The sequence below is a fragment of the Streptomyces vulcanius genome (genome assembly GCF_042653945.1).
Classification (GTDB): domain Bacteria; phylum Actinomycetota; class Actinomycetes; order Streptomycetales; family Streptomycetaceae; genus Streptomyces; species Streptomyces mangrovi.
The window spans coordinates 125,823-148,837 of the sequence record NZ_JBHSFK010000001.1; the positions used below are offsets into that span (position 1 = coordinate 125,823).

Consider the following 23,015-nt stretch of genomic DNA (forward strand, 5'->3'; position numbering starts at 1 on the left):
GGGTATCCCCGCCCGGGCCTCCTCACCGCCCCGGCCCGCGAAGGCGGGGCTCAGGTACCGGCCAGCGGGTTCGGGAGGGGCAGATAGCGGGCGTCGGCGCCGTCCGCGCCGGTCCAGCGCAGCAGGAGGTTCGTCTTGCCGGGCAGGGTGGGCGCGCCGAGCAGGGCGTGCGCCTCGGGCAGGTCGTGGCGTGCCAGTTCGCGGCGCACGTCCGGCCAGGGGTCGAACCCCGCGTGCCGCTCGGCGAGCAGCGCGGCGAGTTCGGCGAGGTGGTTGACGACCAGCGTGTACACCAGCCGCTCCCAGCCGGCCGCCCGTGACACGTCCGACAGCAGTTTCACGCCCTCGGCGTCCCGGTACAGCGCCTGCACCGGCATGCCGTCCTCGTCGACGGCGATCAGCGTGTTCTGCAGATGCGCTTCGAGTACGACCCCGTGGTCGCCGAAGGCCGTGAGCGCCGGCGGTACGACGGCCGCGAGGTACGCCCGCCACCAGCCCGCCGGGTCGGTCGCGGCGGCCGGCGGGCTGCCCGGGAAGCCCTCCACGAGGGCCGCGGCGAGGAGTGGGGTGGTGCCGGGGGCAAGATGGCCGTCGAGGCCGTCACGGACCAGTACGGCGAGTTCCTCGAAGGCGAAGGACGCGGTGCGGTAGCCGCGGTCGCCGAGCCAGGCCGCCGGGCCGTCGATCGCGGCGAAGGCACGGGTGGCCGCCGCGTCGGTCCGGCGCAGTTTCAGCAGGTCGTGGCGCCACAGCCGGCGGATGTCGTTGGTGATGCGCACATCGAGGCTGAACTTCAGGAAGAGGTCGTGCTCGGGGGCGTACAGGGTGCGGATCGCGGCGGTCGGCCAGGTGTCGAAGGCGGTCGTGCCGAGCCGGACCAGACGGCCGTCGGCGAACGCCTCCGTCAGCGCGCCGCCCACCAGGTCGAGCTGCCAGGGGTGGGCGGGCAGCAGCCGGTAGCCGGGCGGGGCCGTGCCGAGCGCGTCCAGCGCGGAGGTGTCGCCCTCCTCGACGACCAGGTCCGCGCGCACGCCGAGCAGGGCGAGCGGGAAGCGGGCGTACGCCTCGGGGGCGTACGGCAGCCACCCGGCGGCCGGGCCGCCGCCGCGCGCCTTCGGGGCCGGGTGGTGGGAGTGACCGGTGAGGAGCGACTGCTCGGAGAGCCGGTAGGGGTCGGCGGGCGGAACGGCACGCGCGCGTACGGCGAGCAGCGCGGCGACCGCGTCCCGGCTGTCGGTCATCTCGGCGGGCAGCTCGTGGTTGGACAGGCCGGTGTGCCGGCGCAGCTCCTCCGCGACCAGTTTGACCAGCTCGGTGTGGTCGAGGCGGTGCCAGACGCCGTCCGCCTCCACCTCGGGCTCGGCGGGCCGCCGGGCACCGCGCACCCGCAGCAGCCGCCCGGTGCCGGGCAGCCGGTACAGGAACCGCCCGCCGGGCGCGCCGTGCGCGGGCTGCCGGTCCAGGACCCGTCCGCCGGGCTCCCCGTGCGCGGGCAGCGGTTCGGCCACCTCCCGCAGCAGGCAGTTCAGCAGCGGCACGGCGGCGATACCGTCGGCTGCGGCACCGGCGTGCGGGGGGATGGGATCCACGCGGTTCACTCGTTCCCTACGGTTCATTCGGGCGGAGACGATCAGACAAGTATCGCTGTCCATCGCTGTGATCCCGCGCCCGTCCTGACGCCCTGACGTCCTGTCCGTACCCGAGGAGCCCGCCCGTGCACCGTCCCCCCACCGCCGAGGCCGAGGTGGCCGCGGATCTCGCCGCCGTCCGCCCCGACCTCGGCCCCCGGTTCACGGCCGGACTGCCCGGCGCCCGGGCGGCCGTGCTGACCCGGCTGTGGCGGGCCCTCGCCCATGAGCCGCTGCCCTGGATCGAGCGGCGCGAGCACGGCGCGGAGGACCTGACCCTGCGTCTGCGCGACGGCCGCGCACTGAACGGCCCGGGTCCCGACCCGTACGCGACGACGGCGTACGTGACCGCCGTGGAGCTGGCGGGGGTGTCCTACGACGATCCCGCGCGGCTGCTCACCGACCTCGGCGTGCCGAACGGGACGGCCTTCGCGGCCGAACTCGGCCACAGCGCCGCCTCGTTGGCACTGTCCCGCGCCGCGCAGCAGCCCTCCACGAAGGAGCCGGTACATGACTGGGAGTGGGAGCAGCGGGTCGTCGACGGCCACCCGTACCACCCCAACTGCCGTTCCCGGCCCGGCTTCTCGGTGGCCGAGCAGCTGGCGTACGGCCCGGAGCACCGGCCCGAGGTGCGGCTCGCGCTGCTGCCGGTGCCGGCCGCCGAGTGCCTGGTGTCGGGCGAGTGGCCGAAGGACCTGCGGGACGGGGAGCGGCTGCTGATCCCGGTGCATCCGTGGCAGGCGGAACACGTACTGAAGCGGTCCTGCGAGCAGGGCCTGACGGCCCGTCCGCTGATGTCGCTGCGCACGCTCGCCGTTCCCGGCGGGCCGCATGTCAAGACCTCGCTGAGCGCCCGGCTGACGTCCTCGGTGCGGGACATCTCCGTCGCGTCCGTCGCCGCCTCGGCGGCCCTGTCGGCGTTCGCGGAGACGCTGGCCGAACACACGGACGGGCTGCTGCACTTCACCCGGACGTTCGGCGCGGCCACCCCCGACTCCCCCGACCTGGCGGCCGTGCTGCGGGAGTCACCGGCGGTGTACGCGGGCCCGGGCGAGCGGGTGGTGCCGGTGGCCGCCCTGCCCCTGACCGGTCTGCCCGACTCCCCCGCCTGGTCGGCGGAGTTCGCCCGTCTCGCGCTCACCGCCGGGCTGCGGCTGCTGGAGCTGGGGGTGGCCCTGGAGGCCCACGGCCAGAACCTCCTCGTCGTCCTGTCCTCGGCCGGCACCCCGCTGCGGCTGGTCTACCGCGACCTGGCGGACATCCGCGTCGGCCCGTCCCGGCTGGCCCGGCACGGCATCGCGCTGCCGCCGGACCTGCCCGCACGCATCCTCACCGACGATGTGACGGCCCTGCGCCGCAAGCTGTTCGGCTCCCTCGTGGCGGGCACGCTGGCGGGCACCACGGGCGACGGTACGGCTCTGGAGGCGGCGTTGGGGACAGCGGTTCGCCAACTGCCGCGCACGCCGGACCTGGTGGCGCTGTGCGAGGAGCCGGTACCGGCCAAGGCGCTGACGCTGATGCGGCTGTCACCGGGAACGCCCGGGGACCAGTGGGCGCTGCTCCCCAATCCCCTTGTGCGCGGGGGCGCCTGACCCCGTTTCGTCAGGTGACGTTTTGTGAGGTGACGCCTCCGCTCAATAGGATCCGCCGATGATCAGAACACAACGGCTGGCGGCGGGCGTCTGCGCCCTGTTCGCCGCGCTCGCGGCCGGGATCGCGTTCCCGGCCGGAGCGGTCGCCGACGAGACCACCGCCCTCGCGCCCAAGGTCGACCTGGTCCTCGACGTCAGCGGTTCCATGCGGACGAAGGACATAGACGGCGGGACGCGCATGGCCGCGGCCAAGCAGGCGTTCAACGAGGTGCTGGACGCGACCCCCGAGGAGGTCCAGCTCGGCATCCGCACCCTCGGCGCCAACTACCCGGGCGACGACCAGAAGACGGGCTGCAAGGACACCGCGCAGCTCTACCCGGTCGGCCCGCTGGACCGCACCGAGGCCAAGACTGCGGTGGCGACGCTCTCCCCCACCGGCTGGACACCGATCGGCCCCGCTCTGCTGAAGGCGGCCGACGACCTCGACGGCGGCACCGGCTCGAAGCGGATCGTGCTGATCAGCGACGGCGAGGACACCTGCGCGCCGCTCGACCCGTGCGAGGTGGCCCGCGAGATCGCGGCCAAGGGCATCGGCCTGACCATCGACACCCTCGGCCTGGTGCCGAACACCAAGATGCGCCAGCAGCTCAGCTGTATCGCCGAGGCCACCGGCGGCACCTACACCTCGGTCGAGCACACCGACGAACTCACCGACAAGGTCAACCAGTTGGTGGACCGCGCGGCCGACCCGGTGGTCACGCCGGTCGCCACCGAGGGCGCGGACTCCTGCTCCGCGGCGCCCACGCTCAAGTCGGGCCTCTACACCGACCGCGAGGAGTTCGGCCAGGAGCGCTGGTACCGGGTCGACGTCGACCCGGGCCAGGAGCTGCGGGCCTCGGTGAGCGTCGCCTCCGACCGGGCGATGAACCCGGACTACGGGGTGCTGCTGCGGGCGGTCACCGTGCACGGCCGGGAGATCGTGCGCGGCGAGACGGCGGGCATCGGCCGCACGGACGTCATCTCCACGGGCCTGCGCTACCCGAAGGCGGAGAGCGACGAGGACGACGCGCCGGCCGAGACGGTCTGTCTCCAGCTGACGAACTCCTACTCCGCCGGGTCCGGGGTGAAGACCACACCGGGCATGCCGGTGGAGCTGACCGTGGACGTGGTGGAGGGCCCGTCGCAGGCGAGCGACGTGGCGTCCTTCGGCCTCGGCCGCGGCTGGTGGCTGCTCGGCGTGCTGGTACTGGCGGGCTTCATCGCGGGTCTGCTCTGGGGCTGGCTGTCGCGCTGGCGTCTCGCGGTCTGGAGGACCAACTGATGCGCATCACACGTGTGTTGAGTACCGCCCTGCTGGCCCTGGGCCTGGCGGCGGGACCGGCGGCCGCCGACTCCTCCCCCTCGGCGAGCCCGTCGGACGACAGCGGTTCCGCGCCCACCTCGGCCGGTACGTCCTTCCGTACGGCGACGGAGGTCGAGCAGGGCCAGAAGGCCACCGCGAGCGCCTCCACGGGTGACTACCTGTACTGGTCGTTCCCGGCCGACTCGGGCGGGCGCCCCACCGTGAAGGCCACGGTGAAGTTCCCGGACGAGCATGTCGCGCAGACCTGGCAGATCGACGTCTACGACGGCCTGCGGCGCCGCCAGGCCTGCCAGTACGGCGCGCAGACCCGCACCGCCGCCCAGGGCGCCGCGTCGGTCGAGCTGGCCTGTGTGCTGCGCACCGTCAGGGCCTGGTCGGAGCCGTGGGCCGACGACCCGCTGCCGGGCACGTACTACGTCCGGCTGACGGCCGTCCGCCTCCAGGCGGCCGACCTCGGCCTCCCGGTGAGCGCCGAACTCCAGGTGAACTCCAAGGACATCGGCGGCTCGTCGGCCGTGGACGGCTCACTGGCGGAGCCGCTGGTACCGGGCATCGCGGTCGAGTCGAAGGCGAAGGACGAGGGGGACGACGATTCGGCCTCGGCCGTCCTGTCGAGCCTGGAGCCGGACGACGGCTGGGCCTCCGGCTGGTGGTCCGACCGCTGGGTGTGGACGGCGATCGGCGCGGCGCTGGCCGCCCTGGCGGGCATCGGCGGCTACACGCTGACGCGCGGCTCGGGACGCCCGAGGAACGTACCGCCGGGCGCCTGACGCCATTTCAGGAGGCCCATCGCAGTACTGCGGTGGGCCTTCTCTCATGCCTCGCGCAGGGCCTTCGCCAGGGTGCCGTCACCGCCGACCTCGATCCGCCCGGCGCGCACGGCGTCCAGCACGCCCAACTCCCCACGGGCGACGGCAGTACAGGTGCCGGCGTCCAGCGAGAGCCGGGCGTCGGGCTCACGGGGTGCGGCTCCGGCGCCGTAGACGGGACCGTCCTCCGCACCGACGTGCAGATGGAAGTCCCCCTCCTCCAGCCGGACTTCGACGAGCCCCTCGCCCTCGAGCCCACGCAGCAACGGCAAGGCGAACCAGTGCGCGCGCACGGCGTCGGTCGGCCGTCGCTCCCCCAGCTCACCCTCGCCCCACTTCCCGAGCGCCTGAAGCACGGGCAGCAACTCGCGCCCCCGACCGGTGAGTTCGTACACGTAGGCCGCGCCGGGCGGCGGCAGCCGGCGCCGGGTCGCGAGCCCGTCCCGTTCCATGTCCTTGAGCCGCCCGGCGAGTACGTCCGTGCTGACCCCCGGGAGGTCGGCGTGCAGGTCCGTGTAGCGGCGCGGGCCGGCGAGCAACTCCCGGACGATCAGCAGAGTCCAGCGGTCGCCGACGACGTCGAGCGCACGGGCGGCGGAACAGTACTGGTCGTAGCTTCGGCGAGGTGACATGCGACGCAGTCTAGACATGTCGTTGGACTTTCCAAGCGTGGACTTGGTAAAACCAAGCAACACCAGATACCGGAGGAGCGAGCGCGCATGGAGTTCCGGCAGTCGAACAAGCTCAGCGAGGTCTGCTACGAGATCCGCGGCCCGGTGGTCGAGCACGCGAACGCGCTGGAGGAGGCGGGCCACAGCGTCCTGCGCCTGAACACCGGCAACCCGGCACTGTTCGGCTTCGAGGCGCCGGAGGAGATCCTCCAGGACATGATCCGGATGCTGCCGCAGGCGCACGGCTACACCGACTCGCGCGGCATCCTCTCCGCCCGCCGGGCCGTGGCCCAGCGCTACCAGACCCTGGGCCTGGAGGTCGGCGTCGACGACGTCTTCCTCGGCAACGGCATCTCCGAGCTGATCTCGATGGCCGTACAGGCGCTCGTGGAGGACGGCGACGAGATCCTCATCCCCGCCCCCGACTTCCCCCTCTGGACGGCGGTGACCACCCTCGCGGGCGGCAAGGCGGTCCACTACCTCTGCGACGAGCAGGCCGACTGGTACCCGGACCTGGCCGACATGGCGTCGAAGATCACCGACCGCACGAAGGCCGTCGTGATCATCAACCCGAACAACCCCACCGGCGCGGTCTACCCCAAGGAGATCATCGAGGGCATCCTCGACCTGGCCCGCAGGCACGGCCTGATGGTCTTCGCCGACGAGATCTACGACCAGATCCTCTACGACGACGCCGTCCACCACTCGACCGCGGCCCTCGCCCCCGATCTGGTGGTCCTCACCTTCTGCGGCCTGTCGAAGACGTACCGCGTGGCCGGCTTCCGCTCCGGCTGGCTCGTCGTGACCGGTCCCAAACAGCACGCGCGCGACTACCTGGAGGGCCTCACCATGCTGGCCTCCATGCGCCTGTGCGCCAACGCGCCCGCCCAGTACGCCATCCAGGCCGCCCTGGGCGGCCGACAGTCCATCCGCGACCTCACCGTCCCGGGCGGCAGGCTGTACGAACAGCGCAACGTGGCCTGGGAGAAGCTCAACGACATCCCGGGCGTGTCATGCGTGAGGCCGAAGGGCGCGCTGTACGCCTTCCCGCGCATCGACCCCAAGGTCCACCCGATCCACGACGACGAGAAGTTCGTCCTGGACCTGCTGTTGCAGGAGAAGATCCAGGTCGTGCAGGGCACCGGCTTCAACTGGCCCACCCCCGACCACTTCCGCATCCTCACCCTCCCCCACGCGGAGGACCTGGAGACGGCGATCGGCCGCATCGGCCGCTTCCTGAGCGGCTACCGGCAGTAGCCCGGCCCCTCGACCTCACACCACACCGTCTTGGTGCACTGATCCCCCCACGTCGCGCCCCAGTGACTCGACAGGGCCTCGACGAGGAGCAGCCCCCGCCCCGACTCCGCATCGGGGGCGGGGAGTCGGAGCGTTCCCGGAGTGGGCGGGCGGCGCTCGGGGCGGGCGTCCGCCACCTCGATACGGAGCATGCCGTCCTCCGCGTAGAGCGTCAGCCGAAGCCGGAAGTCCCGCCCCCGCTCCCTGCCGTGCCGTACGGCGTTCGAAGCGAGCTCGGCGACGAGCAGGGCGGCCGTGCCGTTCGCGTCACTGGCGTAGGGCCAGCCCCAGCCGTCGAGTTGCTCGGCGGCGAGATGCCGGGCAAGGCGTGCGCCTCTCGGGGTCGCCGACAGGCGGATGACGAAGTGACGCGTGGGGGTGGGGTGGGCAATCTCCACATTCATGTCACTCAGCGTGGTCGGTCGACTCTACTCTGAACAGCAACGGCGGCAGTACGCAGCGTCACTGTCCGCTCACCGTCCGGGCCTGTCCGGGCGGCGACGCGCTACGAGGAGGTGTCCGACGGTGGACGCGACGGAACAGACGGACGACGAGGAGTCGGCGGCGGTACTGCGGACCGTCGGCAAGGTCGTCAAGATGTGCCGCGAGCGGAAGGGGCTGACGCAGGCCGAGCTGGGCAAGGCGATCCAGTACAGCGAGGAGCAGGTGTCGTCGGTGGAGCGGGGCCGCCGCGCGCCGAAGCCACAGTTCCTGGAGGCGGCGGACAAGGTCCTCGGGGCGGGCGGCCTGATCTCCGGCCTGGAGAAGGACGTCGAGGAGGCGCGGTACCCGAAGAAGGTCCGGGACCTGAAGAAGATCGAGGACGAGGCGGTCGAGGTCTGCGCCTACGACAACTCCGTCATCAACGGGCTGTTGCAGACGGAGGAGTATCTGCGGGCCGTGTTCCACTCGCGCCGCCCGGCGTTCTCCGAGGAGGAACTGGAGCGGCTCGTCACGGCCCGCCTTGCACGCCAGGCGATCCTCAACAGCTCCCAAACGCTCCCCGCCTTCAGCTTCGTTCACGATGAGGCGACACTGCGGCGGCGGATCGGGGGCAAAATGGTCCTGCGCCGACAGCTCGAACGACTGTTGGAAGCCGGCCAGATGCGGAACGTCGAGATCCAGGTACTGCCACTGGATCGCGAGGACAACGCCAGCCTCGGCGGGCCATTCACCCTGCTGCGGCTCAAGGAGGGCAACACGGTGGTGCACAACGAAGTGCAGCGCACCAGTCGGCTGATCTCGGATCGCAAGGAAATCCAGATCCTTGAGCTGCGCTACGGGGTCATCCGGGCTCAGGCGCTGCCGCCGCAGGAGTCGCTGGCCTTCATCGAGAAAGCCCTTGGAGAGACATGAAGTGGATCAAGAGCAGCTACAGCACCGACGACGGCCCGGCCTGCGTGGAAGTCGCCCTCACGCCCGAAACGATCCACATACGCGACTCCAAGAACGACGGCGGCCCCCAGTTCGCCGTCTCCCCGAAGGGCTGGGCCGACTTCCTGTCGTACGCCGCGCAGCGCTGACGTACGCTGACAAACGTGGGTGATCTTATCCTTGTCCGGCACGGTGAGACCGAGTGGTCGCGGTCCGGGCGGCATACGGGCTGGACGGACGTACCGCTGACCGACGACGGGCGGGCCGAGGCGCTGCGGCTCGCGCCGCTGATCCGGTCGCTGCGGGTCGGCGCCGCGTTCGTCAGCCCGTTGGAGCGGGCGCGGGAGACGGCGGAGCTGATCGGGCTGCACGACCTGCGGGTCGACGCGGATCTGCGGGAGTGGGACTACGGCGGGGACGAGGGCGTGACGACCGCCGAGATCCAGCGGACCCGGCCCGGCTGGTTCCTGTTCGACGACGGGGTCGCGCCCGGCCCTCCCGATCGCCCCGGGGAGACGCCCGAGCAGGTCGGGGAGCGGGCGGACCGGATGCTGGCCAAGGTGCCCGCCGAGGGCGATGTGGTGCTGGTGGCGCACGGACACTTCCTGCGGGTGCTGACCGCGCGCTACCTGGGGCTGGCCCCCTCGGCGGGGGCGATGTTCCAGCTCGGTACGGGCACGCTGAGCCGGCTGGGCACGGAGCACGGGCGGCCGGTGATCGCCGCCTGGAATGTCAGAGCCGGGTCGTAGCCTTCTGGGGAGAGGGACAGCGCTCGGAGGGGGCCGCCGTGACACGACCGCCGACCGCCGCGCAGCGGCGGATGATCGAGGCCGCCGATCCGGTGACGGGCCGGCTCAGGGGCACGGAGACACAGCTCGCGGCGCTGGTGAAGCGAGGTCTGGCCTTCCGGCACGCGCGCCCGCCGCACGACCACTTCCTGACCCCGGCGGGGCATCGGGCGAGAGAGGCGGAGGCCGCGCCTGAGCCCGCTCCCGAGGCACCCAAGCCGACCGCCGGTGGGTTCGCCGCGCGGGTCGGCGGCGAGGAGGACGGGCCTCCGGCCGGTCCCGCCCGCGCACGCGAGGTGCACAGCGCGTGGCAGGGGCTGCTGGAGCTGCGCCGGATGACGAACCCCGACGGTGCCATGGACCGGCCGTGCGGCTGGGAGCGGCAGCATCTCGTGCGGGCCGCCGCGCTCGCCCTGGAGGCGGCCGGACACCCTCCCGAGGGCACCGGCACCGGGGGCTACCGGGTGCGGGCGACACCGCAGCCGGAGGCCGTCGCCGTGCGCGGGCCGGACGACGCGACACTGCGGGCCTGCGCGGCCACACTGGAGAAGGCGGGCTGGCAGGCCGGCGAGCACACCGACCCCCGGACCAGAGAGCGCTATCTGCTGGCTTCTCCGCGCCGGGTGTAGGACGCGTGTCAAGATCGGTGTCTCCACGAGAAAGGGAAACCGTGAGCGAACCGTTTTCCGTGCGGGTCACCGTCCGCGGGTACGAGACGGACGTACAGGGGCACGTCAACCAGGCCGTGTACATCAACTACGCGGAACACGCCCGCTGGTCGTTACTGCAGGCCGCGGGTGTCAGCCAGGCCGCTCTGGTCGACCGGGGTGTCGGGCCGGTCGGGCTGGAGACCACGATCCGCTACAAGCGCGAACTCCTCGCCGGTGACGAGGTCGATGTGACCTGCACCTTCGAGTGGGGCACCGGCAAGACCTTCCGCATCCAGCAGTCCATCGTCAGGGCCGACGGCACGGTGGCGGCCGAACTCGAGTCGGTCGGCGGCCTGTTGGACCTCAAGGCGCGCCGGATGGTGGCCGACCCACGCTCCTACTTCAAGGAACTGGCCACGGACCCGGGGGTGTTCGGCCTGTAGGTCGGACCGGTTCCCGCTGCCGCCTCACCCGGCCCCGAACGCCTTCCGGTGGTCCCGCGCCCACTCACGGTACGTCCGCGCCGGCCGTCCGAGCAGTGCCGCCAGGTCGTCGGTGACCAGGGTATTGCCGCCCCGGCGGACGTAGGCGGTGGCGGCCAGAACCCCCGCCGCCTGTGCCTCGTCCATGCCCCAGGCGAGCAGGTGCTCACGGGTCTCGTCCGGAGCGAGGTCGTGTGTCGTCACCGGACGTCCGAGGACCGCGGCGAGCACCGCAGCCTGGCCTGGCACGCTGATCGCCTCCGGTCCGGTCAGCGTGTACGTCCGCCCGGCCGGCCCCCGGTCCAGCAGCGCCCGTACCGCGGCCTCGGACACGTCCCGCGGATCGACGACGCCCTGCGCCCCGTGGCCGGTCAGGTTCGGAACCGGTTTCCCCGCCCTGATCGCCTCGGCCCAGCTCAGGGTGTTCGACGCGAAGGACGAGGGACGCAGTACCGTCCACCGCGCCCCGCTCTCGCGCACGGCCTCCTCCCCGGCGACATGCCAGGTCCCCGAGGGACCCACGTCGGGATCGCCGGTCGCGATCGCGGAAAGCTTCACCAGACGGGGCACGCCCGCCGCGACGGCGGCGGCCACCATGTCCCGGTCGTGCCGCGTGCCCGGGCCGGGGACACCCACCAGGAACGCGGCCGTCACCCCGGACATGCCCGGCTCCAGGGAGTCGGGGTCGAGGTAGTCCCCGCGTACCACCTGCACGCCCGAGGGCACCCGGGCCTTCGCCGGGTCCCGGGCCAGGGCGCGCACCTGCTCGCCGCGTGCCGAGAGCTGTCGTACGACTTCACCGCCGATGGTGCCCGTGGCACCGGTCACAAGGATCATGTCCACCACCGTGGCGTGCGCCCCTCGCGGGTCTCTAGGAAATTCCGGCACGGCATCGAACGCCACGGCGGCGGGTGGCGCGCCTACCGTAGGAGGGTGACCAACTCCCCCGCCGACAACTCCCCGGCCGTCCCCGACGCGCTGCGCCCCTGGATCGACGGCGTCGAACCGATGGGCGTGCGGGACGAGTTGCCGAACGCGTTCACCGACGTGCCGGACACCGCGACGAAAGTGGTGGTCCGCTTCGAGGAGAGCGGTCGCCGCGAGACCCTGGTCATCGGCCCGCGCACCCGTGCCACGTACCACGTGGAAGGCGACCGGCACGTGGCCTCCTGCGTCCGGCTCCGCCTGGCGCCGGGCACGCTGCGCCCGTTGCTCGGCGCACCGGCGGTCGGCCTGGTCGGACAGGTGGTCCCGCTCAGCGGGCTGCCGACCGCTGCGGCACGTCGGTTCGCCGATGCGCTGGCGCAGGTGGGTCCGGACGGCCTGGTGGTACCCCCTGGCGGGATGCCTTCCTCCCCACGGACGGCCCCGTCCTCCGATCCTTCGCGCATGCGACTGCTGTGCGCCGCCATGGCCGCCCTCTCCACCCGGTCGGACCGCGCGCCCGCGCAGGTGAAGGACGTGGCCCGCGAACTCTCCGTAAGTGAACGGCAGTTGCGCAACCTCTTCACCGAGGACGTCGGCCTCTCGCCCAAGCACTACGCCCGTATCGACCGCGTACGTCAGGTCCTGACCCGGGCGGCGGAGGTCTCTTGGGCAGAGCTCGCCGCCTCCACCGGTTACTACGACCAGTCGCACATGGCGGCCGACTTCCGCACCCTGATGGGCGTCCCGCCCCGGGCCTTCTTCACCGGTCGGCTGCCACGAGCCACACCGTGCCGGACGCTTCGGCAGGCTTGAGGGGGCTCGTCGAATTCGGATGCGATGCGCTCCCGCGACCTGCGATGCTCCGTCCCATGTCCAGCCGCCGCGTCAAGGCCAGTCTCTACGTCTCCGTGGACATCGAGGCCGACGGCCCGATCCCGGGGCCGTACTCGATGCTGAGCCTGGGCGCCTCGGTCGCCGGGGTGCAGGACGCCGAAGGATTCACCCCGGCCGATCCCACCGCGCGGACCTTCTACCGCGAACTGCGGCCGATCAGCGAGGAGTTCGTGCCGGAGGCGCTCGCCGTGAGCGGACTGGACCGGGACCGGCTCACCCGGGAGGGGCTCGAACCCTCGCTGGCGCTGGCCCGGTTCGGCCGGTGGGTGGGTGAGGTGAGCGACGGCGCGCAGCCGGTGATGTGCGGGTATCCGGCGTCGTACGACTGGATGTTCCTGTACTGGTACCTGATCCGTTTCACCGGCGCGAGCCCGTTCGGGCACTCGGGGTGTCTGGACATGAAGACGCTGTACGCCGCCAAGGCGGGGGTCCCGTTGCGGTCGGTCGGGAAGCGGACGATGCCGGCCGAACTGCTGCCGGGCCGCCGGCACACCCACCACGCCCTGGACGACGCCGTCGAGCAGGCCGAGTTGTTCGTGAACCTCATGGCGTGGCCGGGCGCCGGGTAGCGCACAGCGCTCAGGCCCGTGCCGCGATCTCCGCCAGGCGGCGGGCCTCCTGGCGGGTGGAGTGGGCGATCTCGTCCTCGTCGGCGGTCAGCAGGCGGCCGTCCGCCACGATCTGACGGCCGTTCACGAAGGAGGCGGTGACCGGGGCCGCCGCGCCGAGGACCAGCGCGCTGACCGGGTCGGCGATGGAGGCGTGGGCCAGGGTGTCCATCCTCCACAGCACCAGGTCGGCGAGCTTGCCCGGTTCCAGGGAGCCGATCTCGCGGGCGCGGCCCAGGACTTGGGCGCCTCCGTAGGTGCCGAGCCGCAGTGCCTGACGGGCGGTCAGGGCGGCCTCGCGATGGGCGCCGAGGCGGTTGACGAGCAGCGCGTTGCGCAGTTCGGTGTGGAGTTCGCCGGACTCGTTGGAGGCGGTGCCGTCGACGCCGAGGCCGACCGGGACGCCGGCCGCGAGCATGTCCGGGACACGGGCGATGCCGGCCGCGAGGCGGGCGTTGGAGGACGGGCAGTGGGCGACGCCGGTCCGCGTGCGGGCGAACGCGTCGATGTCGGAGTCGTTCATGTGGACGCAGTGCGCCATCCACACGTCCTCGCCGAGCCAGCCGGTGGACTCGAAGTAGTCGGTCGGGCCCATGCCGAACAGCTCGTGGCAGAACTTCTCCTCCTCGACGGTCTCCGAGCCGTGGGTGTGCAGCCGGACTCCGAGACGGCGGCCCAACTCCGCGCCCTCGCGGAGGAGTTCGGTGGAGACCGAGAAGGGCGAGCAGGGGGCGACGGCGACCTGGGTCATCGCGTCGAAGGAGGTGTCGTGGTGGGCGTTCACGGTCGCCTCGGTGGCGGCGAGGGCGGCGTCGAGGGTCTCGACGGCGAAGTCCGGGGGCAGGCCGCCGTCCTTCTCGCTGCGGTCCATGGAGCCCCGGGCCAGGGTGAAGCGGACCCCCAGGTCGCGGGCGGCGCCGATGATCGCGCCGGAGAGATCGCCGGAGCCCTCGGGGAAGACGTAGTGGTGGTCCATGGCGGTGGTGACACCGCCCCTGGCCATCATGGCGAGCGAGCCCCGGGCCGCCGCGCGGACCATCGGCTCGTCGATGCGCGCCCAGGTCGGGTAGAGCGCGACGAGCCAGTCGAACAGGTTGTGGTCGGTGGCCAGACCCCGGGTGATCCACTGGTAGAAGTGGTGGTGGGTGTTGACCAGGCCGGGGGTGACCAGGTGTCCGGTGGCGTCGATGCGCCGTACGACGTCCGCCAGGCCCTCGGGGGCCCGGCCCGCGCCGAGCGACTCGATACGGTTGCCCGCGAGGACGACGTACCCGGTCGCGTACTCGGTGTCGTCGGCGTCGACGGTGGCGATCGAGCAGTTCTCCATCACGATGCGCTGGGCTGCTGCCATGGCTCGTCCTTCAGAGGTTGGTGAGGTCGGCCGGGATGCGCGCCTCTCGTCCGTCACGCAGGACGGTGGCCTCGATCAGGCCGTAGGGGCGGTCGGCGGCGAAGTACACAGCCCCGTCGGCGGTGTCGTTCTTCAGGGCGAACGGCGCCAGGTCCACCAGGAAGTGGTGCTTGTTCGGGAGGGAGAAGCGGATCTCGTCGATCTCGCCGCGGTGTTCGATGATCCGGGCGCCCATCGCGTGGAGGGTCTGCTGGAGCGAGAGCGAGTACGTCTCGGCGAACGCCTCGAGGAGGTGCCGCCTGGTCTGCTCGTAGGAGGCGTCCCAGTCGGGCATCTCCCCTTCGTCGCCCGACCAGTTGAACCGCCAGCGGGCGGAGATGTCGGTGGCGAGGATCCGGTCGTGCGCCTCGGGCAGCGTCGTGTACCTGTCCTTGACGAAGCCCCAGAACTCGGAGTCCGTCGAGTTGAGCACGGTGAGGTCCTTCAGACCGGAGACCACCTCCCATGACGAACCGTCGAAGGTGATCTGGGCCAGGCGGGTTTCCTGCCCCTTGCGGACGAAGGAGTGCTCCCCCTCACCCGAGTTGGCTATTCGCTCCCACGCGTACTCCTCGATCCGGATCCGGGCGCGGTGGATCGGCTCCTGCGAGGTCACGAAGTGCCGGGCGAGGTGGATGCCGAACTGCTCGGCGGACTCGATGCCGTACTCCTTGGCGAACGCGTACACCGTGTTCTTGGTGGTGTCGGTCGGCAGGACGTTGGCGTTGGAACCGGAGAGGTGGACCTCGTCCATGTCGCCGCTGAGCGACACGGACACGTTGAGGTCCTTGATGTGGTGGGTGGCGCCGTCCCGAGTGATCTTGACGACCCGGTTCTCGGCCTTGCCGTACTGGTTCTGTCCCAGGATCGTGGGCATGTCTGCTAGCTCCCTCGGTAAACGGAGTAGCCGAACGGGTTGAGCAGCAGCGGTACGTGGTAGTGCTCGCCCGGTACGACGGCGAACGTGATCGCCACCTCCGGGAAGAACGCACCGGCAGAGGGCTCGAAGTACGCCTCGACGGCGAAGTCGAGCCGTACGTGGGTGGTCCCCTCCGGCGGCGCCGGCAGGTCCCGGCACCGGCCGTCCGCGTCGGTCGCGGAGCCACCGAGCGCCCGCCAGTCCGCGTCCCGCCCGGAACGGGCGGACAGGTGGACGGCGACGCCCTGGGCGGGGCGGCCGACGGACGTGTCCAGGATGTGGGTGGACACGGAGGCGGTGGTGCCGGTGCTCATGCTGCTCTCAGTCCCCTTCGGCGAGTACGACGGGCTCGACGGGCTCGACGAGGCGGGCCAGCCGGATGCGGTTGATCCTGCCCAACTCGGTGCGGACGATCTCCCGTTCCTCCTCCGGTGAGTTGCCGATCCGCGCCCGCGCCGCGTCGCGCATCTCCTCGCCGGTGCGGCCGGTGGCGCAGATCAGGAAGACGTGTCCGAACCTCTCCTGGTAGGCCAGGTTCAGTTCGAGCATCTCCGCCTTGAGCTCCTCGGCGGCGCCGGCCATGCCGCGCTGTTCACGGGCCGAGGTCGGATCGCCCGGCTTCGGGCGGCCGATGGGCGGGTGCCCGGCCATCGCCTCCGCCAGGTCGGCCCCGGTCAGCGCGGCCGTCGCGGCGTCGCTCGCGGCGTACAGGTCGTCGGCGGTGGCGTAGGGACGGGCGGCGAGCAGCCGCCGCCGCCACTCGACGGAGGCGCACGCCTCATGGAGGGCGGCGCTCGCCGCGCGCTCCTCCAACTCGTTGAACCGGGCCAGACCCGGCGGCGTGGATGTCGAGGTCACAGAGCCAGCTAACGCCTCGCCGCAGCACCGAGTCAACAGTTTGTTGAAAATTCCGCGTAACAAGCCCGCCCGACGCTCAGGCGTCCTTCTCGCGGTTCAGGTAGTTGTACACGGTGAACCGGCTGACCCCGAGCGCGCTCGCGACGGTCTCCACGCCGTGCCGCACGGAGAAGGCGCCGCGCGCCTCCAGGGTCCGTACGACCTCCTGCTTGGCCTTGCGGTCCAGGTCGGCGAGGGGTCTGCCCTTCCTGCGCTCCATGGCGGCCAGGATGTGATCGAGGGAGTCGGCGAGCTGCGGCAGACGTACGGCGACGGTGTCGGTGCCCTCCCAGGCGAGGACCACGTCGTCGGGACCGGCCTCGTCGGGCGGGACCAGCTCGCCGCCCATCGCGTCGACCAGCGGTTTCACGGCGGCGATGAAGGACTCGCCGGGGCCGCTCACTCGCCCTCCCCTACGACGTTCACCTGGAGCGAGATCCGGGTGGCGCCGGCGCCGAGGGACTTGCGCAGCAGGGCGTCCACGGCGGCGATGACCGCGTCGGCACCGCCTTCGGCGGTGTTGCCGAACGGTCCGACATCCACGGCGTCCAGATCGGCGGCCTCGATCACCTCGCGCGCGACCAGCGCGTGCGGCGGCGCCTCGTCGAGGTCGAAGGGCTCGGTGGTGAACTCCACTTTCAGTCGCATCGCGCCCCACACCTCTCTGCTGCCCGGACACCCGAACCCGACCTTAACGGAATGGGCGAGCGATCAGCAGGGCCTTGACTTCCGGGCCGTCGAGGACGCCGGCGTACGGCTGACCGGCCTGAACTTCTGCGCCGGGGTGCGCGCCCGCGCCGCCCGCAGGAGGCTGAGGGCATGGGCAATCCGACACACCACTACCCCCACATCGTGGTCCATGCTCCGGCGCTGGACGGTTCCCGCCGGGTGACCTCGGACGACACCGTCCTCGGCGTCGCCTCCCATCTCGACGACGTGATCGAGATCCTGCGCCTGGCCGACCTGGACCGGATCGAGGTGGAGGTGAGCGACCTCGTCGAATGGCAGGGCGGCGGACCGGAGGACTGGCCCGGCCTGATGGAGCCCCACGGGCGCCAGGAGCCATAGGCGGCGGACGTAGACCGGGTACAACCTCAAATCAACCTGTCAACTACTCGGCCCTGAAGGACGGAGCTTGTTGGCTCAGTCCCGTCGGGGCTCCGCTCATGCTCCCGACTGCCCTCTACGACAGGACGGTCACGGGTCACATCCACCGGTTCCGGCCATGCCGGGAACGGATCGGGCATGTTGACGAATACCCACGCCGAGCGCGCGCGTTGGCGCACGTTGACCCCGGCGACGTGGTCGGCCGGCCCAGCGAGGCCGCACCGACGACAGGAGAAGCAGTCCCGCGAGGGACGATTGTTCCTCGCGGTGTGTCCACAGCGCGGACAGCGCTGCGAGGTGTAGGCCGGGTCCACCTCGATGAACGGCACACCTGCTTGACGTGCCTTGTAGGCGATGAACTCGCCAAGTTGGTGGAACGGCCAGGAGGACAGTCGTGCTCGCTGGTCGCGGGGAACCGTAACCCGCTCGCGGATGCCCCGGAGTTCTTCCAGGGCGATGCCGCGCTCGGTGCGTTGTGCGACAGCAACGACTACCTTGGCCACCTTGTGGTTCACATGCGTGGCATGGCGGGCTTCCTTCCTTGCCCGTTTCTTGAGGAGTTGCACGGAAGAGCGGGTCTTCCTGGCCTGGATCTCGGCCCGTTTACGGGCCTGCCAGCGCCGATACCGGCCGAGCCTGCGGCCCTGGTGGTTGTCCCCGTCCGAGGTGGTGGCGAGATTGACGATCCCCCGGTCCACACCGATGAAGTCTTTCGGCTCGAACACCTCGGGCTCGGGGATGTCGATGGTGGCGATCAGGAACCATTTGCCGTCCCGGCACACCAGGTCGGACTCGCCCCGCCGGCATGCGGCCAGAGCCTTCAGAGCCTGCGGGGAACAGGCGAACCGGACGTTCCTGATCCGCCCGGTCAAGGTCCAGATGCTGACGGTCTGCGCGTCGTAGTTCCACGAAAGGCACCGGTCGTCGTACGTATGGGCCGCATGCGGACGGAAGGCGACCGGCTTGGACTCGGCCCTGTGGCGGCGCTTCGCCCCCTCCGGTCCCAGGTTCCCGGCCCGGATGTTCGCCCGCAACGTGGTGTACGCGTCGGCCACGCGCTTGATGATGTGCTGCGCGGCCTGCGCCCCGAAGCCAAGATCCTTGAGTTTGCCGTAGCACAGCTTGCGCAGTTCACGGACGGACGCCTTGAGCCCGAAGTGCTCGAAGCCGACGGAAGACACCCAGTTGGCCGCCTCGTTGACCGCAGGCAGGGTGCGCTGAAGCGCCAGAGCCTGCACGGCATCCGGCACGAGCTTGACCTGCCTCACGATCTTCACAAACACTGGAACCTATACATCCGTGCGGGACACCGACGCCCGTTCCAAGACCCATCACCACAGCGGGTGACACATCGAACACGCGGACGCATCGTCGCCCGGACCGCTCGCCCTGCCCCACACCACCGCATGAACGCAGCGACACCGCGGCGCTGCGAGCCTCGGGGATGCAGGGCCCGTCGACCGGGGGCGGCAGGCCCCCGTTGGACAAACGTCGTCAAGAGACGGACAGGAGGGGGCCGGAGGAGGACGATGGGAGCCATGTCCGAGAGCGTGCCGGTGCGCTGTCCGGCCTGCCGACGCGAGCGCCTGTATGTGGCGCCGTCCTTTCCCTGTGCGTGCGGGGCCCCCGTCGCGCCGGTCCTCGACCGGCGCGCGGCACCGGCCTTCGTCACGCACCGGGCCTGGGACGAGGAGTGGATCGTCCTGCGGTGCGCGTCCTGCGGGCGCGACGGCCAGTGGCCACACCCCGAGTTCGGCTGTCCCTGCGGGACCGTGCTGCGGATTCCGGTGACCATGGAGCCGGGGCCGGAGCCGGAGCGGGAAGCGGTCACGGAACCGGAGGCGGCCGGACGCCGCGCCTTCCAGTCTGTGGCCATCCGCACCGCGCTCGACGCCGTCACGGCCACCGCGCTCTATCTCCGCTGGCTCGGCCACGGGAACGTCCGCCGGGCCGACCAGCGGCCCACGTCGGGGATCGGGCTGGCCGCGCGGGGACTGCTCGCGCAGGTCGACCCGAGTGTGCGCCCGGCCTCGCTGCGGGACGTGGAGTGTCTGTGGCTGACGGCCATGGCGGAGTCCGCGGACTGTGTGTACTTCTCCCTCGCCGGGTACGCGGACGACGCCCGGGCCGGCGCCGACCGGCTGCGGGTCCCGCTGTTCCTGCTGGACCTCACGGGTACTCCGCAGCCGGTGAACCCGGCGGCCGTCGCCCTGGACGCCGGCGGCGCCTGAGCCGTACCTCTCAGGCGCCGTACCTCTCCCGCAGCTCGATCTTGCGCACCTTCCCGGAAACCGTCATCGGGAAGGCGTCCAGCAGCTGGAGCCGGCTGGGGATCTTGTAGTGCGCGAGCCGTCCCTCGCAGTGGGCGCGCACGTCCTCCAGGGTCGGCGGGTCCGCCGCGTCGCGCGGGATGACACAGGCGAGGACCTCCTCGCCGTACCTCTCGTGCGGGACGCCGACGACCTGGACGTCCTGGATCTTCGGGTGGCCGTAGAGGAACTCCTCGATCTCGCGCGGGTAGATGTTCTCGCCGCCCCGGATGATCATGTCCTTGATGCGGCCGACGATCTCGACATAGCCGTCCTCACGCATCACCGCGAGATCCCCGGTGTGCATCCAGCGCCCCGCGTCGATCGCCTCGGCGGTCTTCTCGGGCTCGTCCCAGTAGCCGAGCATCACGCTGTAGCCGCGGGTGCACAACTCACCCCCGGTGCCGCGCGGTTGGGTGACGCCGGTGGCCGGGTCGACCACCTTGACCTCGATGTGCGGGAGGACCCGGCCGACCGTGCCCGTGCGGTGCCCGAGGTCGTCGTCGCGGCGGGTCTGGGTGGAGACGGGCGAGGTCTCGGTCATGCCGTAACAGATCGACACCTCCGCCATGTTCATCTCGGCGACGACCCGTTTCATCACCTCCACGGGACAGGGTGAGCCCGCCATGATGCCGGTGCGCAGGGTGGAGAGGTCGTAGTCGGCGAAGTCCGGGAGGTTCAACTCCGCGATGAACATGGTCGGGACGCCGTACAGAGACGTGCAGCGCTCCCGCTGCACCGCCTCCAGGGTGGCCTTCGGGTCGAAGGACGGGGCGGGAACGACCATGCAGGCGCCGTGCGAGGTCGCCGCCAGGTTGCCCATGACCATGCCGAAGCAGTGGTAGTACGGGACGGGGATGCAGATCCGGTCCTGCTCGCTGTAGGCGATCGACTCGCCGACGAAGTAACCGTTGTTGAGGATGTTGTGGTGGGAGAGCGTGGCCCCCTTGGGGAAGCCCGTCGTGCCCGAGGTGTACTGGATGTTGACGGGGTCGTCGCAGGACAGCTCCGGGTGAAGGGTGTGGGGAGTCGCCCGCCCCAGCAGCGCGTCCCAGCTCGGGTCGCCGATGTACACGGCCTCCCGCAACCCGGGACAGCTGCCGCGCACCTGGTCGACCATCGCCCGGTAGTCGCTCGACCTGTGGCTGAGCGAGGCGAACAGGACCGAGACCCCGGCCTGGTTGAGGACGTACTCGACCTCGTGGGTGCGGTACGCCGGGTTGATGTTGACCAGGATCGCGCCGATGCGCGCGGTGGCGTACTGGACCAGCACCCACTCCGGGCAGTTGACCGCCCAGATGCCCACCCGGTCGCCCTTGACGACCCCGCTCGCCAGCAGCGCGGACGCCAACCGGTCGACGTCCGCGCCGAATCGGGCGTAGGTCCAGCGCCGTCCTGACGGCACGTCGACGAGCGCCTCGCGGTCCGGCCAGGCCGCGACGGCCCGGTCGAGGTTGGCGCCGATGGTGTCCCCGAGCAGGGCCGTGCCGCTCGTGCCGTGCGTGTACGAGGTCACCGGAAGTCCTCCTCGCGGTACTCGTCCGCCGAACCCGCCGCCGTCGCCTCGCGCAGCTCGATCCGGCGGATCTTGCCGCTGACGGTCTTGGGCAGCGGCGCGAACTCCAGGCGGCGGACGCGCTTGTAGGGAGCGAGGACTTCGCGGGAGTGCTCGAACAGCACCTTCGCGGTGTCGGGTCCGGGCTCCCAGCCCGCCGCGAGGACGACATACGCCTTGGGGACGGCGAGCCGCAGCGCGTCCGGGGCGGGGACGACGGCGGCCTCGGCCACCGCCTCGTGCTCCAGCAGGGCGCTCTCCAGCTCGAAGGGGCTGATCTTGTAGTCGGAGGCCTTGAAGACGTCGTCGGAGCGGCCGACGTACGTGATGTAGCCGTCCTCGTCGCGGGCGCCGATGTCTCCGGTGCGGTAGTAGCCGCCGGCCATCGCCTCCGCCGTACGGTCGGCGTCGCCGTGGTAGCCGGTCATCAGGCCGACCGGGCGGGCCGAGAGGTCGAGCGCGATCTCGCCCTCGGCGGCGCCGGGCGCACCCGAGACCGGGTCGAGGAGTTCGACGCGGTAGCCGGGGCTCGGACGGCCCATGGAGCCGGTCTTGAGTTCCTGACCGGGGCTGTTGGACACCTGGACGGCCGTCTCCGTCTGGCCGAAGCCGTCCCGGACCGTCACGCCCCAGGCACGCCGGACCTGCTCGATGACCTCGGGGTTGAGCGGCTCGCCGGCGGCGACGACCTCGCGGGGCGGGGTGCGCAGCATGCCGAGGTCGGCCTGGATGAGCATCCGCCACACGGTGGGCGGCGCGCAGAAGGTCGTCACGCCCGCCCGGTCCATCTCCGCCATCAGCCGGGGCGCGTCGAAGCGGGTGTAGTTGTGGATGAAGACGGTCGCCTCCGCGTTCCAGGGGGCGAAGAGGTTGGACCAGGCGTGCTTGGCCCAGCCCGGCGAGGAGATGTTCAGGTGCACGTCACCGGGCTTGAGGCCGATCCAGTACAGGGTCGGCAGATGGCCGATCGGGTACGAGGTGTGGGTGTGCTCGACCAGCTTGGGGCGGGCGGTCGTACCGGAGGTGAAGTACAGCATCAGCGGGTCGTCGGCGTGGGTCGGGCCGTCCGGGGTGAAGCCGGCGGGGGCGTCGTACGCGTTCTCGTACGGCTGCCAGCCCTCGGGGGCGCCGCCGACCGCGATGCGGGTGTAGTCGCCGGGGACCGCGTCGAACTTGGCGGCGTCCTCGGTGCGCACCAGGACGTGCCGGACCCGGCCGCGCTCGACGCGGTCGCGCAGGTCGGCGGGGCCCAGCAGCGGGGTGGCGGGGATGACGACGGCGCGCAGTTTCATCGCGGCCAGGGCGGTCTCCCACAACTCGGCCTGGTTGCCGAGCATGACGAGGACGCGGTCCTCGGCGGCGACGCCCCGGGCGCGCAGCCAGTTCGCGACGCGGTCGGAGCGCTCGGACAGCTCGGCGAAGCTCAGGCGGACCTCGGAGCCGTCCTCCTCGACGATGTGCAGGGCGGTGCGGTCGTTGCCGTCGGCGATGACGTCGAACCAGTCGAGGGCCCAGTTGAAGTGACTGGGCCTGGGCCAGGCGAAACCCTCGTAGGCGGTGGTGTAGTCCTCGCGGTGTTCCAGCAGGAAGTCCCGTGCCCTGCGGAACAGCTCCGTGGCCGTCGTCATTCGTTGTCCTCCTAGGTACCGGACCGTTGCCGGGCGGCTCCCTGACATCGTGTAATCCGCGACACATGTCTCACTACCCCCGAACGGGGGTGGAGGGTCGCGAACGTGGCAGATGACCCGGTCGAAAT

At 71.4% G+C, this 23,015-nt stretch carries 26 protein-coding genes; 13 read left to right on the forward strand and 13 right to left on the reverse strand.

The genetic code is table 11. The features are described from left to right. Window positions 1–50: 50 nt before the first annotated feature. Window positions 51–1,598 carry an IucA/IucC family protein gene (locus ACFPIH_RS00605; RefSeq protein WP_381166057.1) on the reverse strand — a complete coding sequence of 516 codons (1,548 nt, stop codon included), beginning with the start codon at window positions 1,596–1,598 and terminating at the stop codon, window positions 51–53. Between the two features lie 116 nt (window positions 1,599–1,714). Here ACFPIH_RS00605 and ACFPIH_RS00610 point away from each other — a divergent pair, with 116 nt between their 5' ends. The 3 genes from ACFPIH_RS00610 to ACFPIH_RS00620 are packed head-to-tail and all read left to right on the forward strand — an operon-like array spanning window position 1,715 to window position 5,353. After that, a complete protein-coding gene (locus ACFPIH_RS00610; protein ID WP_381166059.1) occupies window positions 1,715–3,220 on the forward strand; it encodes an IucA/IucC family protein in 1,506 nt (501 codons plus the stop codon). Between the two features lie 58 nt (window positions 3,221–3,278). Continuing rightward, window positions 3,279–4,541: a VWA domain-containing protein gene (locus tag ACFPIH_RS00615; protein ID WP_381166061.1), complete on the forward strand. Its 1,263-nt coding sequence runs from the start codon at window positions 3,279–3,281 to the stop codon at window positions 4,539–4,541. Continuing rightward, complete coding sequence (locus tag ACFPIH_RS00620) at window positions 4,541–5,353, forward strand: hypothetical protein (RefSeq protein WP_381166063.1); 813 nt, start codon at window positions 4,541–4,543, stop codon at window positions 5,351–5,353. The genes ACFPIH_RS00615 and ACFPIH_RS00620 overlap by 1 nt, the downstream gene beginning before the upstream one ends. A 44-nt stretch (window positions 5,354–5,397) precedes the next feature. On the opposite strand, the gene ACFPIH_RS00625 is transcribed toward ACFPIH_RS00620, so the two are convergent. Continuing rightward, a complete protein-coding gene (locus ACFPIH_RS00625; RefSeq protein WP_381166065.1) occupies window positions 5,398–6,024 on the reverse strand; it encodes a winged helix-turn-helix transcriptional regulator in 627 nt (208 codons plus the stop codon). An 87-nt stretch (window positions 6,025–6,111) separates the two neighbouring features. On the opposite strand from ACFPIH_RS00625, the gene ACFPIH_RS00630 reads away from it, so the two are divergent. Continuing rightward, a complete protein-coding gene (locus ACFPIH_RS00630) occupies window positions 6,112–7,320 on the forward strand; it encodes a pyridoxal phosphate-dependent aminotransferase (RefSeq protein ID WP_381166067.1) in 1,209 nt (402 codons plus the stop codon). On the opposite strand, the gene ACFPIH_RS00635 is transcribed toward ACFPIH_RS00630, so the two are convergent. Continuing rightward, entirely contained in the window at window positions 7,308–7,763 is a 456-nt protein-coding gene (locus tag ACFPIH_RS00635) for an ATP-binding protein (protein WP_381166069.1), read from the reverse strand. The two genes, ACFPIH_RS00630 and ACFPIH_RS00635, sit on opposite strands and share 13 nt — an antisense overlap. A gap of 193 nt (window positions 7,764–7,956) precedes the next feature. Here ACFPIH_RS00635 and ACFPIH_RS00640 point away from each other — a divergent pair, with 193 nt between their 5' ends. From ACFPIH_RS00640 to ACFPIH_RS00660, 5 genes are read left to right on the forward strand one after another with little or no spacing between them, the layout of a single operon-like run. Beyond that, window positions 7,957–8,715: a helix-turn-helix domain-containing protein gene (locus ACFPIH_RS00640; RefSeq protein WP_465270361.1), complete on the forward strand. Its 759-nt coding sequence runs from the start codon at window positions 7,957–7,959 to the stop codon at window positions 8,713–8,715. Continuing rightward, the gene (locus tag ACFPIH_RS00645) at window positions 8,712–8,882 is read left to right on the forward strand and encodes a DUF397 domain-containing protein (RefSeq protein ID WP_381166073.1); all 171 of its coding nucleotides are present in this window, start codon (window positions 8,712–8,714) and stop codon (window positions 8,880–8,882) included. The genes ACFPIH_RS00640 and ACFPIH_RS00645 overlap by 4 nt, the downstream gene beginning before the upstream one ends. 15 nt (window positions 8,883–8,897) lie before the next feature. Continuing rightward, window positions 8,898–9,482 (forward strand): histidine phosphatase family protein, encoded by a 585-nt coding sequence (locus ACFPIH_RS00650; protein WP_381166075.1) that lies wholly within the window; start codon window positions 8,898–8,900, stop codon window positions 9,480–9,482. A 38-nt stretch (window positions 9,483–9,520) separates the two neighbouring features. Further along, complete coding sequence (locus ACFPIH_RS00655) at window positions 9,521–10,150, forward strand: hypothetical protein (RefSeq protein ID WP_381166077.1); 630 nt, start codon at window positions 9,521–9,523, stop codon at window positions 10,148–10,150. 41 nt (window positions 10,151–10,191) lie between these two features. Continuing rightward, window positions 10,192–10,614 carry an acyl-CoA thioesterase gene (locus tag ACFPIH_RS00660; RefSeq protein WP_381166079.1) on the forward strand — a complete coding sequence of 141 codons (423 nt, stop codon included), beginning with the start codon at window positions 10,192–10,194 and terminating at the stop codon, window positions 10,612–10,614. Window positions 10,615–10,638: 24 nt separating this feature from the next. Here ACFPIH_RS00660 and ACFPIH_RS00665 read toward each other — a convergent pair whose 3' ends face one another. Then, window positions 10,639–11,499, reverse strand: coding sequence for an NAD(P)H-binding protein (locus ACFPIH_RS00665; protein ID WP_381166080.1), 861 nt, complete (start codon window positions 11,497–11,499; stop codon window positions 10,639–10,641). An 87-nt stretch (window positions 11,500–11,586) separates the two neighbouring features. Here ACFPIH_RS00665 and ACFPIH_RS00670 point away from each other — a divergent pair, with 87 nt between their 5' ends. Both ACFPIH_RS00670 and ACFPIH_RS00675 read left to right on the forward strand, forming a co-directional pair. After that, the gene (locus tag ACFPIH_RS00670; RefSeq protein ID WP_381166082.1) at window positions 11,587–12,393 is read left to right on the forward strand and encodes an AraC family transcriptional regulator; all 807 of its coding nucleotides are present in this window, start codon (window positions 11,587–11,589) and stop codon (window positions 12,391–12,393) included. 56 nt (window positions 12,394–12,449) lie between these two features. After that, on the forward strand, window positions 12,450–13,043 hold the full coding sequence (locus tag ACFPIH_RS00675) for an exonuclease (RefSeq protein WP_381166084.1): 594 nt from the start codon (window positions 12,450–12,452) through the stop codon (window positions 13,041–13,043). Between the two features lie 10 nt (window positions 13,044–13,053). Here ACFPIH_RS00675 and ACFPIH_RS00680 read toward each other — a convergent pair whose 3' ends face one another. The 6 genes from ACFPIH_RS00680 to ACFPIH_RS00705 all read right to left on the reverse strand — a co-directional run bounded on the left by ACFPIH_RS00680 (window position 13,054) and on the right by ACFPIH_RS00705 (window position 16,936). Then, window positions 13,054–14,433 (reverse strand): 8-oxoguanine deaminase, encoded by a 1,380-nt coding sequence (locus ACFPIH_RS00680; RefSeq protein WP_381166086.1) that lies wholly within the window; start codon window positions 14,431–14,433, stop codon window positions 13,054–13,056. Window positions 14,434–14,443: 10 nt separating this feature from the next. After that, window positions 14,444–15,349, reverse strand: a complete 906-nt coding sequence (gene pucL / locus ACFPIH_RS00685) for a factor-independent urate hydroxylase (protein WP_381166088.1) — start codon at window positions 15,347–15,349, stop codon at window positions 14,444–14,446. A gap of 5 nt (window positions 15,350–15,354) precedes the next feature. Next, window positions 15,355–15,705, reverse strand: a complete 351-nt coding sequence (gene uraH, locus ACFPIH_RS00690; protein ID WP_381166090.1) for a hydroxyisourate hydrolase — start codon at window positions 15,703–15,705, stop codon at window positions 15,355–15,357. Between the two features lie 7 nt (window positions 15,706–15,712). Further along, window positions 15,713–16,249, reverse strand: coding sequence for a 2-oxo-4-hydroxy-4-carboxy-5-ureidoimidazoline decarboxylase (uraD, locus tag ACFPIH_RS00695; protein ID WP_381166092.1), 537 nt, complete (start codon window positions 16,247–16,249; stop codon window positions 15,713–15,715). Window positions 16,250–16,325: 76 nt separating this feature from the next. After that, the gene (locus tag ACFPIH_RS00700) at window positions 16,326–16,691 is read right to left on the reverse strand and encodes a helix-turn-helix domain-containing protein (protein ID WP_381166094.1); all 366 of its coding nucleotides are present in this window, start codon (window positions 16,689–16,691) and stop codon (window positions 16,326–16,328) included. Next, window positions 16,688–16,936: a hypothetical protein gene (locus ACFPIH_RS00705; RefSeq protein WP_381166096.1), complete on the reverse strand. Its 249-nt coding sequence runs from the start codon at window positions 16,934–16,936 to the stop codon at window positions 16,688–16,690. Before ACFPIH_RS00705 ends, ACFPIH_RS00700 begins: the two co-directional genes overlap by 4 nt. A 171-nt stretch (window positions 16,937–17,107) precedes the next feature. Here ACFPIH_RS00705 and ACFPIH_RS00710 point away from each other — a divergent pair, with 171 nt between their 5' ends. Further along, entirely contained in the window at window positions 17,108–17,356 is a 249-nt protein-coding gene (locus tag ACFPIH_RS00710) for a hypothetical protein (RefSeq protein WP_381166098.1), read from the forward strand. A 26-nt stretch (window positions 17,357–17,382) separates the two neighbouring features. Here ACFPIH_RS00710 and ACFPIH_RS00715 read toward each other — a convergent pair whose 3' ends face one another. Continuing rightward, on the reverse strand, window positions 17,383–18,672 hold the full coding sequence (locus ACFPIH_RS00715) for an RNA-guided endonuclease InsQ/TnpB family protein (RefSeq protein ID WP_381166100.1): 1,290 nt from the start codon (window positions 18,670–18,672) through the stop codon (window positions 17,383–17,385). Between the two features lie 252 nt (window positions 18,673–18,924). Between ACFPIH_RS00715 and ACFPIH_RS00720 the strand changes: the two genes are divergently transcribed. Beyond that, entirely contained in the window at window positions 18,925–19,626 is a 702-nt protein-coding gene (locus ACFPIH_RS00720) for a hypothetical protein (protein ID WP_381166102.1), read from the forward strand. Window positions 19,627–19,636: 10 nt separating this feature from the next. Here the strand turns inward: ACFPIH_RS00720 and ACFPIH_RS00725 are convergent, their stop codons facing one another. Both ACFPIH_RS00725 and ACFPIH_RS00730 read right to left on the reverse strand, forming a co-directional pair. Beyond that, a complete protein-coding gene (locus tag ACFPIH_RS00725; RefSeq protein WP_381166103.1) occupies window positions 19,637–21,220 on the reverse strand; it encodes an AMP-binding protein in 1,584 nt (527 codons plus the stop codon). Further along, a complete protein-coding gene (locus ACFPIH_RS00730; protein WP_381166105.1) occupies window positions 21,217–22,887 on the reverse strand; it encodes an AMP-binding protein in 1,671 nt (556 codons plus the stop codon). The genes ACFPIH_RS00725 and ACFPIH_RS00730 overlap by 4 nt, the downstream gene beginning before the upstream one ends. Between the last annotated feature and the right edge of the window lie 128 nt (window positions 22,888–23,015).

What these genes read in the sequence shown, in the direction of transcription:
- ACFPIH_RS00615 (WP_381166061.1), top strand. Translation starts at nt 3,279, where the DNA reads ATGATCAGAACACAACGGCTGGCGGCGGGCGTCTGCGCCCTGTTCGCC.
- ACFPIH_RS00620 (WP_381166063.1), top strand. Translation starts at nt 4,541, where the DNA reads ATGCGCATCACACGTGTGTTGAGTACCGCCCTGCTGGCCCTGGGCCTG.
- ACFPIH_RS00625 (WP_381166065.1), bottom strand. Translation starts at nt 6,024, where the DNA reads ATGTCACCTCGCCGAAGCTACGACCAGTACTGTTCCGCCGCCCGTGCG.
- ACFPIH_RS00630 (WP_381166067.1), top strand. Translation starts at nt 6,112, where the DNA reads ATGGAGTTCCGGCAGTCGAACAAGCTCAGCGAGGTCTGCTACGAGATC.
- ACFPIH_RS00635 (WP_381166069.1), bottom strand. Translation starts at nt 7,763, where the DNA reads ATGAATGTGGAGATTGCCCACCCCACCCCCACGCGTCACTTCGTCATC.
- ACFPIH_RS00640 (WP_465270361.1), top strand. Translation starts at nt 7,957, where the DNA reads ATGTGCCGCGAGCGGAAGGGGCTGACGCAGGCCGAGCTGGGCAAGGCG.
- ACFPIH_RS00645 (WP_381166073.1), top strand. Translation starts at nt 8,712, where the DNA reads ATGAAGTGGATCAAGAGCAGCTACAGCACCGACGACGGCCCGGCCTGC.
- ACFPIH_RS00675 (WP_381166084.1), top strand. Translation starts at nt 12,450, where the DNA reads ATGTCCAGCCGCCGCGTCAAGGCCAGTCTCTACGTCTCCGTGGACATC.
- ACFPIH_RS00680 (WP_381166086.1), bottom strand. Translation starts at nt 14,433, where the DNA reads ATGGCAGCAGCCCAGCGCATCGTGATGGAGAACTGCTCGATCGCCACC.
- pucL (WP_381166088.1), bottom strand. Translation starts at nt 15,349, where the DNA reads ATGCCCACGATCCTGGGACAGAACCAGTACGGCAAGGCCGAGAACCGG.
- uraH (WP_381166090.1), bottom strand. Translation starts at nt 15,705, where the DNA reads ATGAGCACCGGCACCACCGCCTCCGTGTCCACCCACATCCTGGACACG.
- ACFPIH_RS00705 (WP_381166096.1), bottom strand. Translation starts at nt 16,936, where the DNA reads ATGCGACTGAAAGTGGAGTTCACCACCGAGCCCTTCGACCTCGACGAG.
- ACFPIH_RS00710 (WP_381166098.1), top strand. Translation starts at nt 17,108, where the DNA reads ATGGGCAATCCGACACACCACTACCCCCACATCGTGGTCCATGCTCCG.
- ACFPIH_RS00720 (WP_381166102.1), top strand. Translation starts at nt 18,925, where the DNA reads ATGGGAGCCATGTCCGAGAGCGTGCCGGTGCGCTGTCCGGCCTGCCGA.
- ACFPIH_RS00730 (WP_381166105.1), bottom strand. Translation starts at nt 22,887, where the DNA reads ATGACGACGGCCACGGAGCTGTTCCGCAGGGCACGGGACTTCCTGCTG.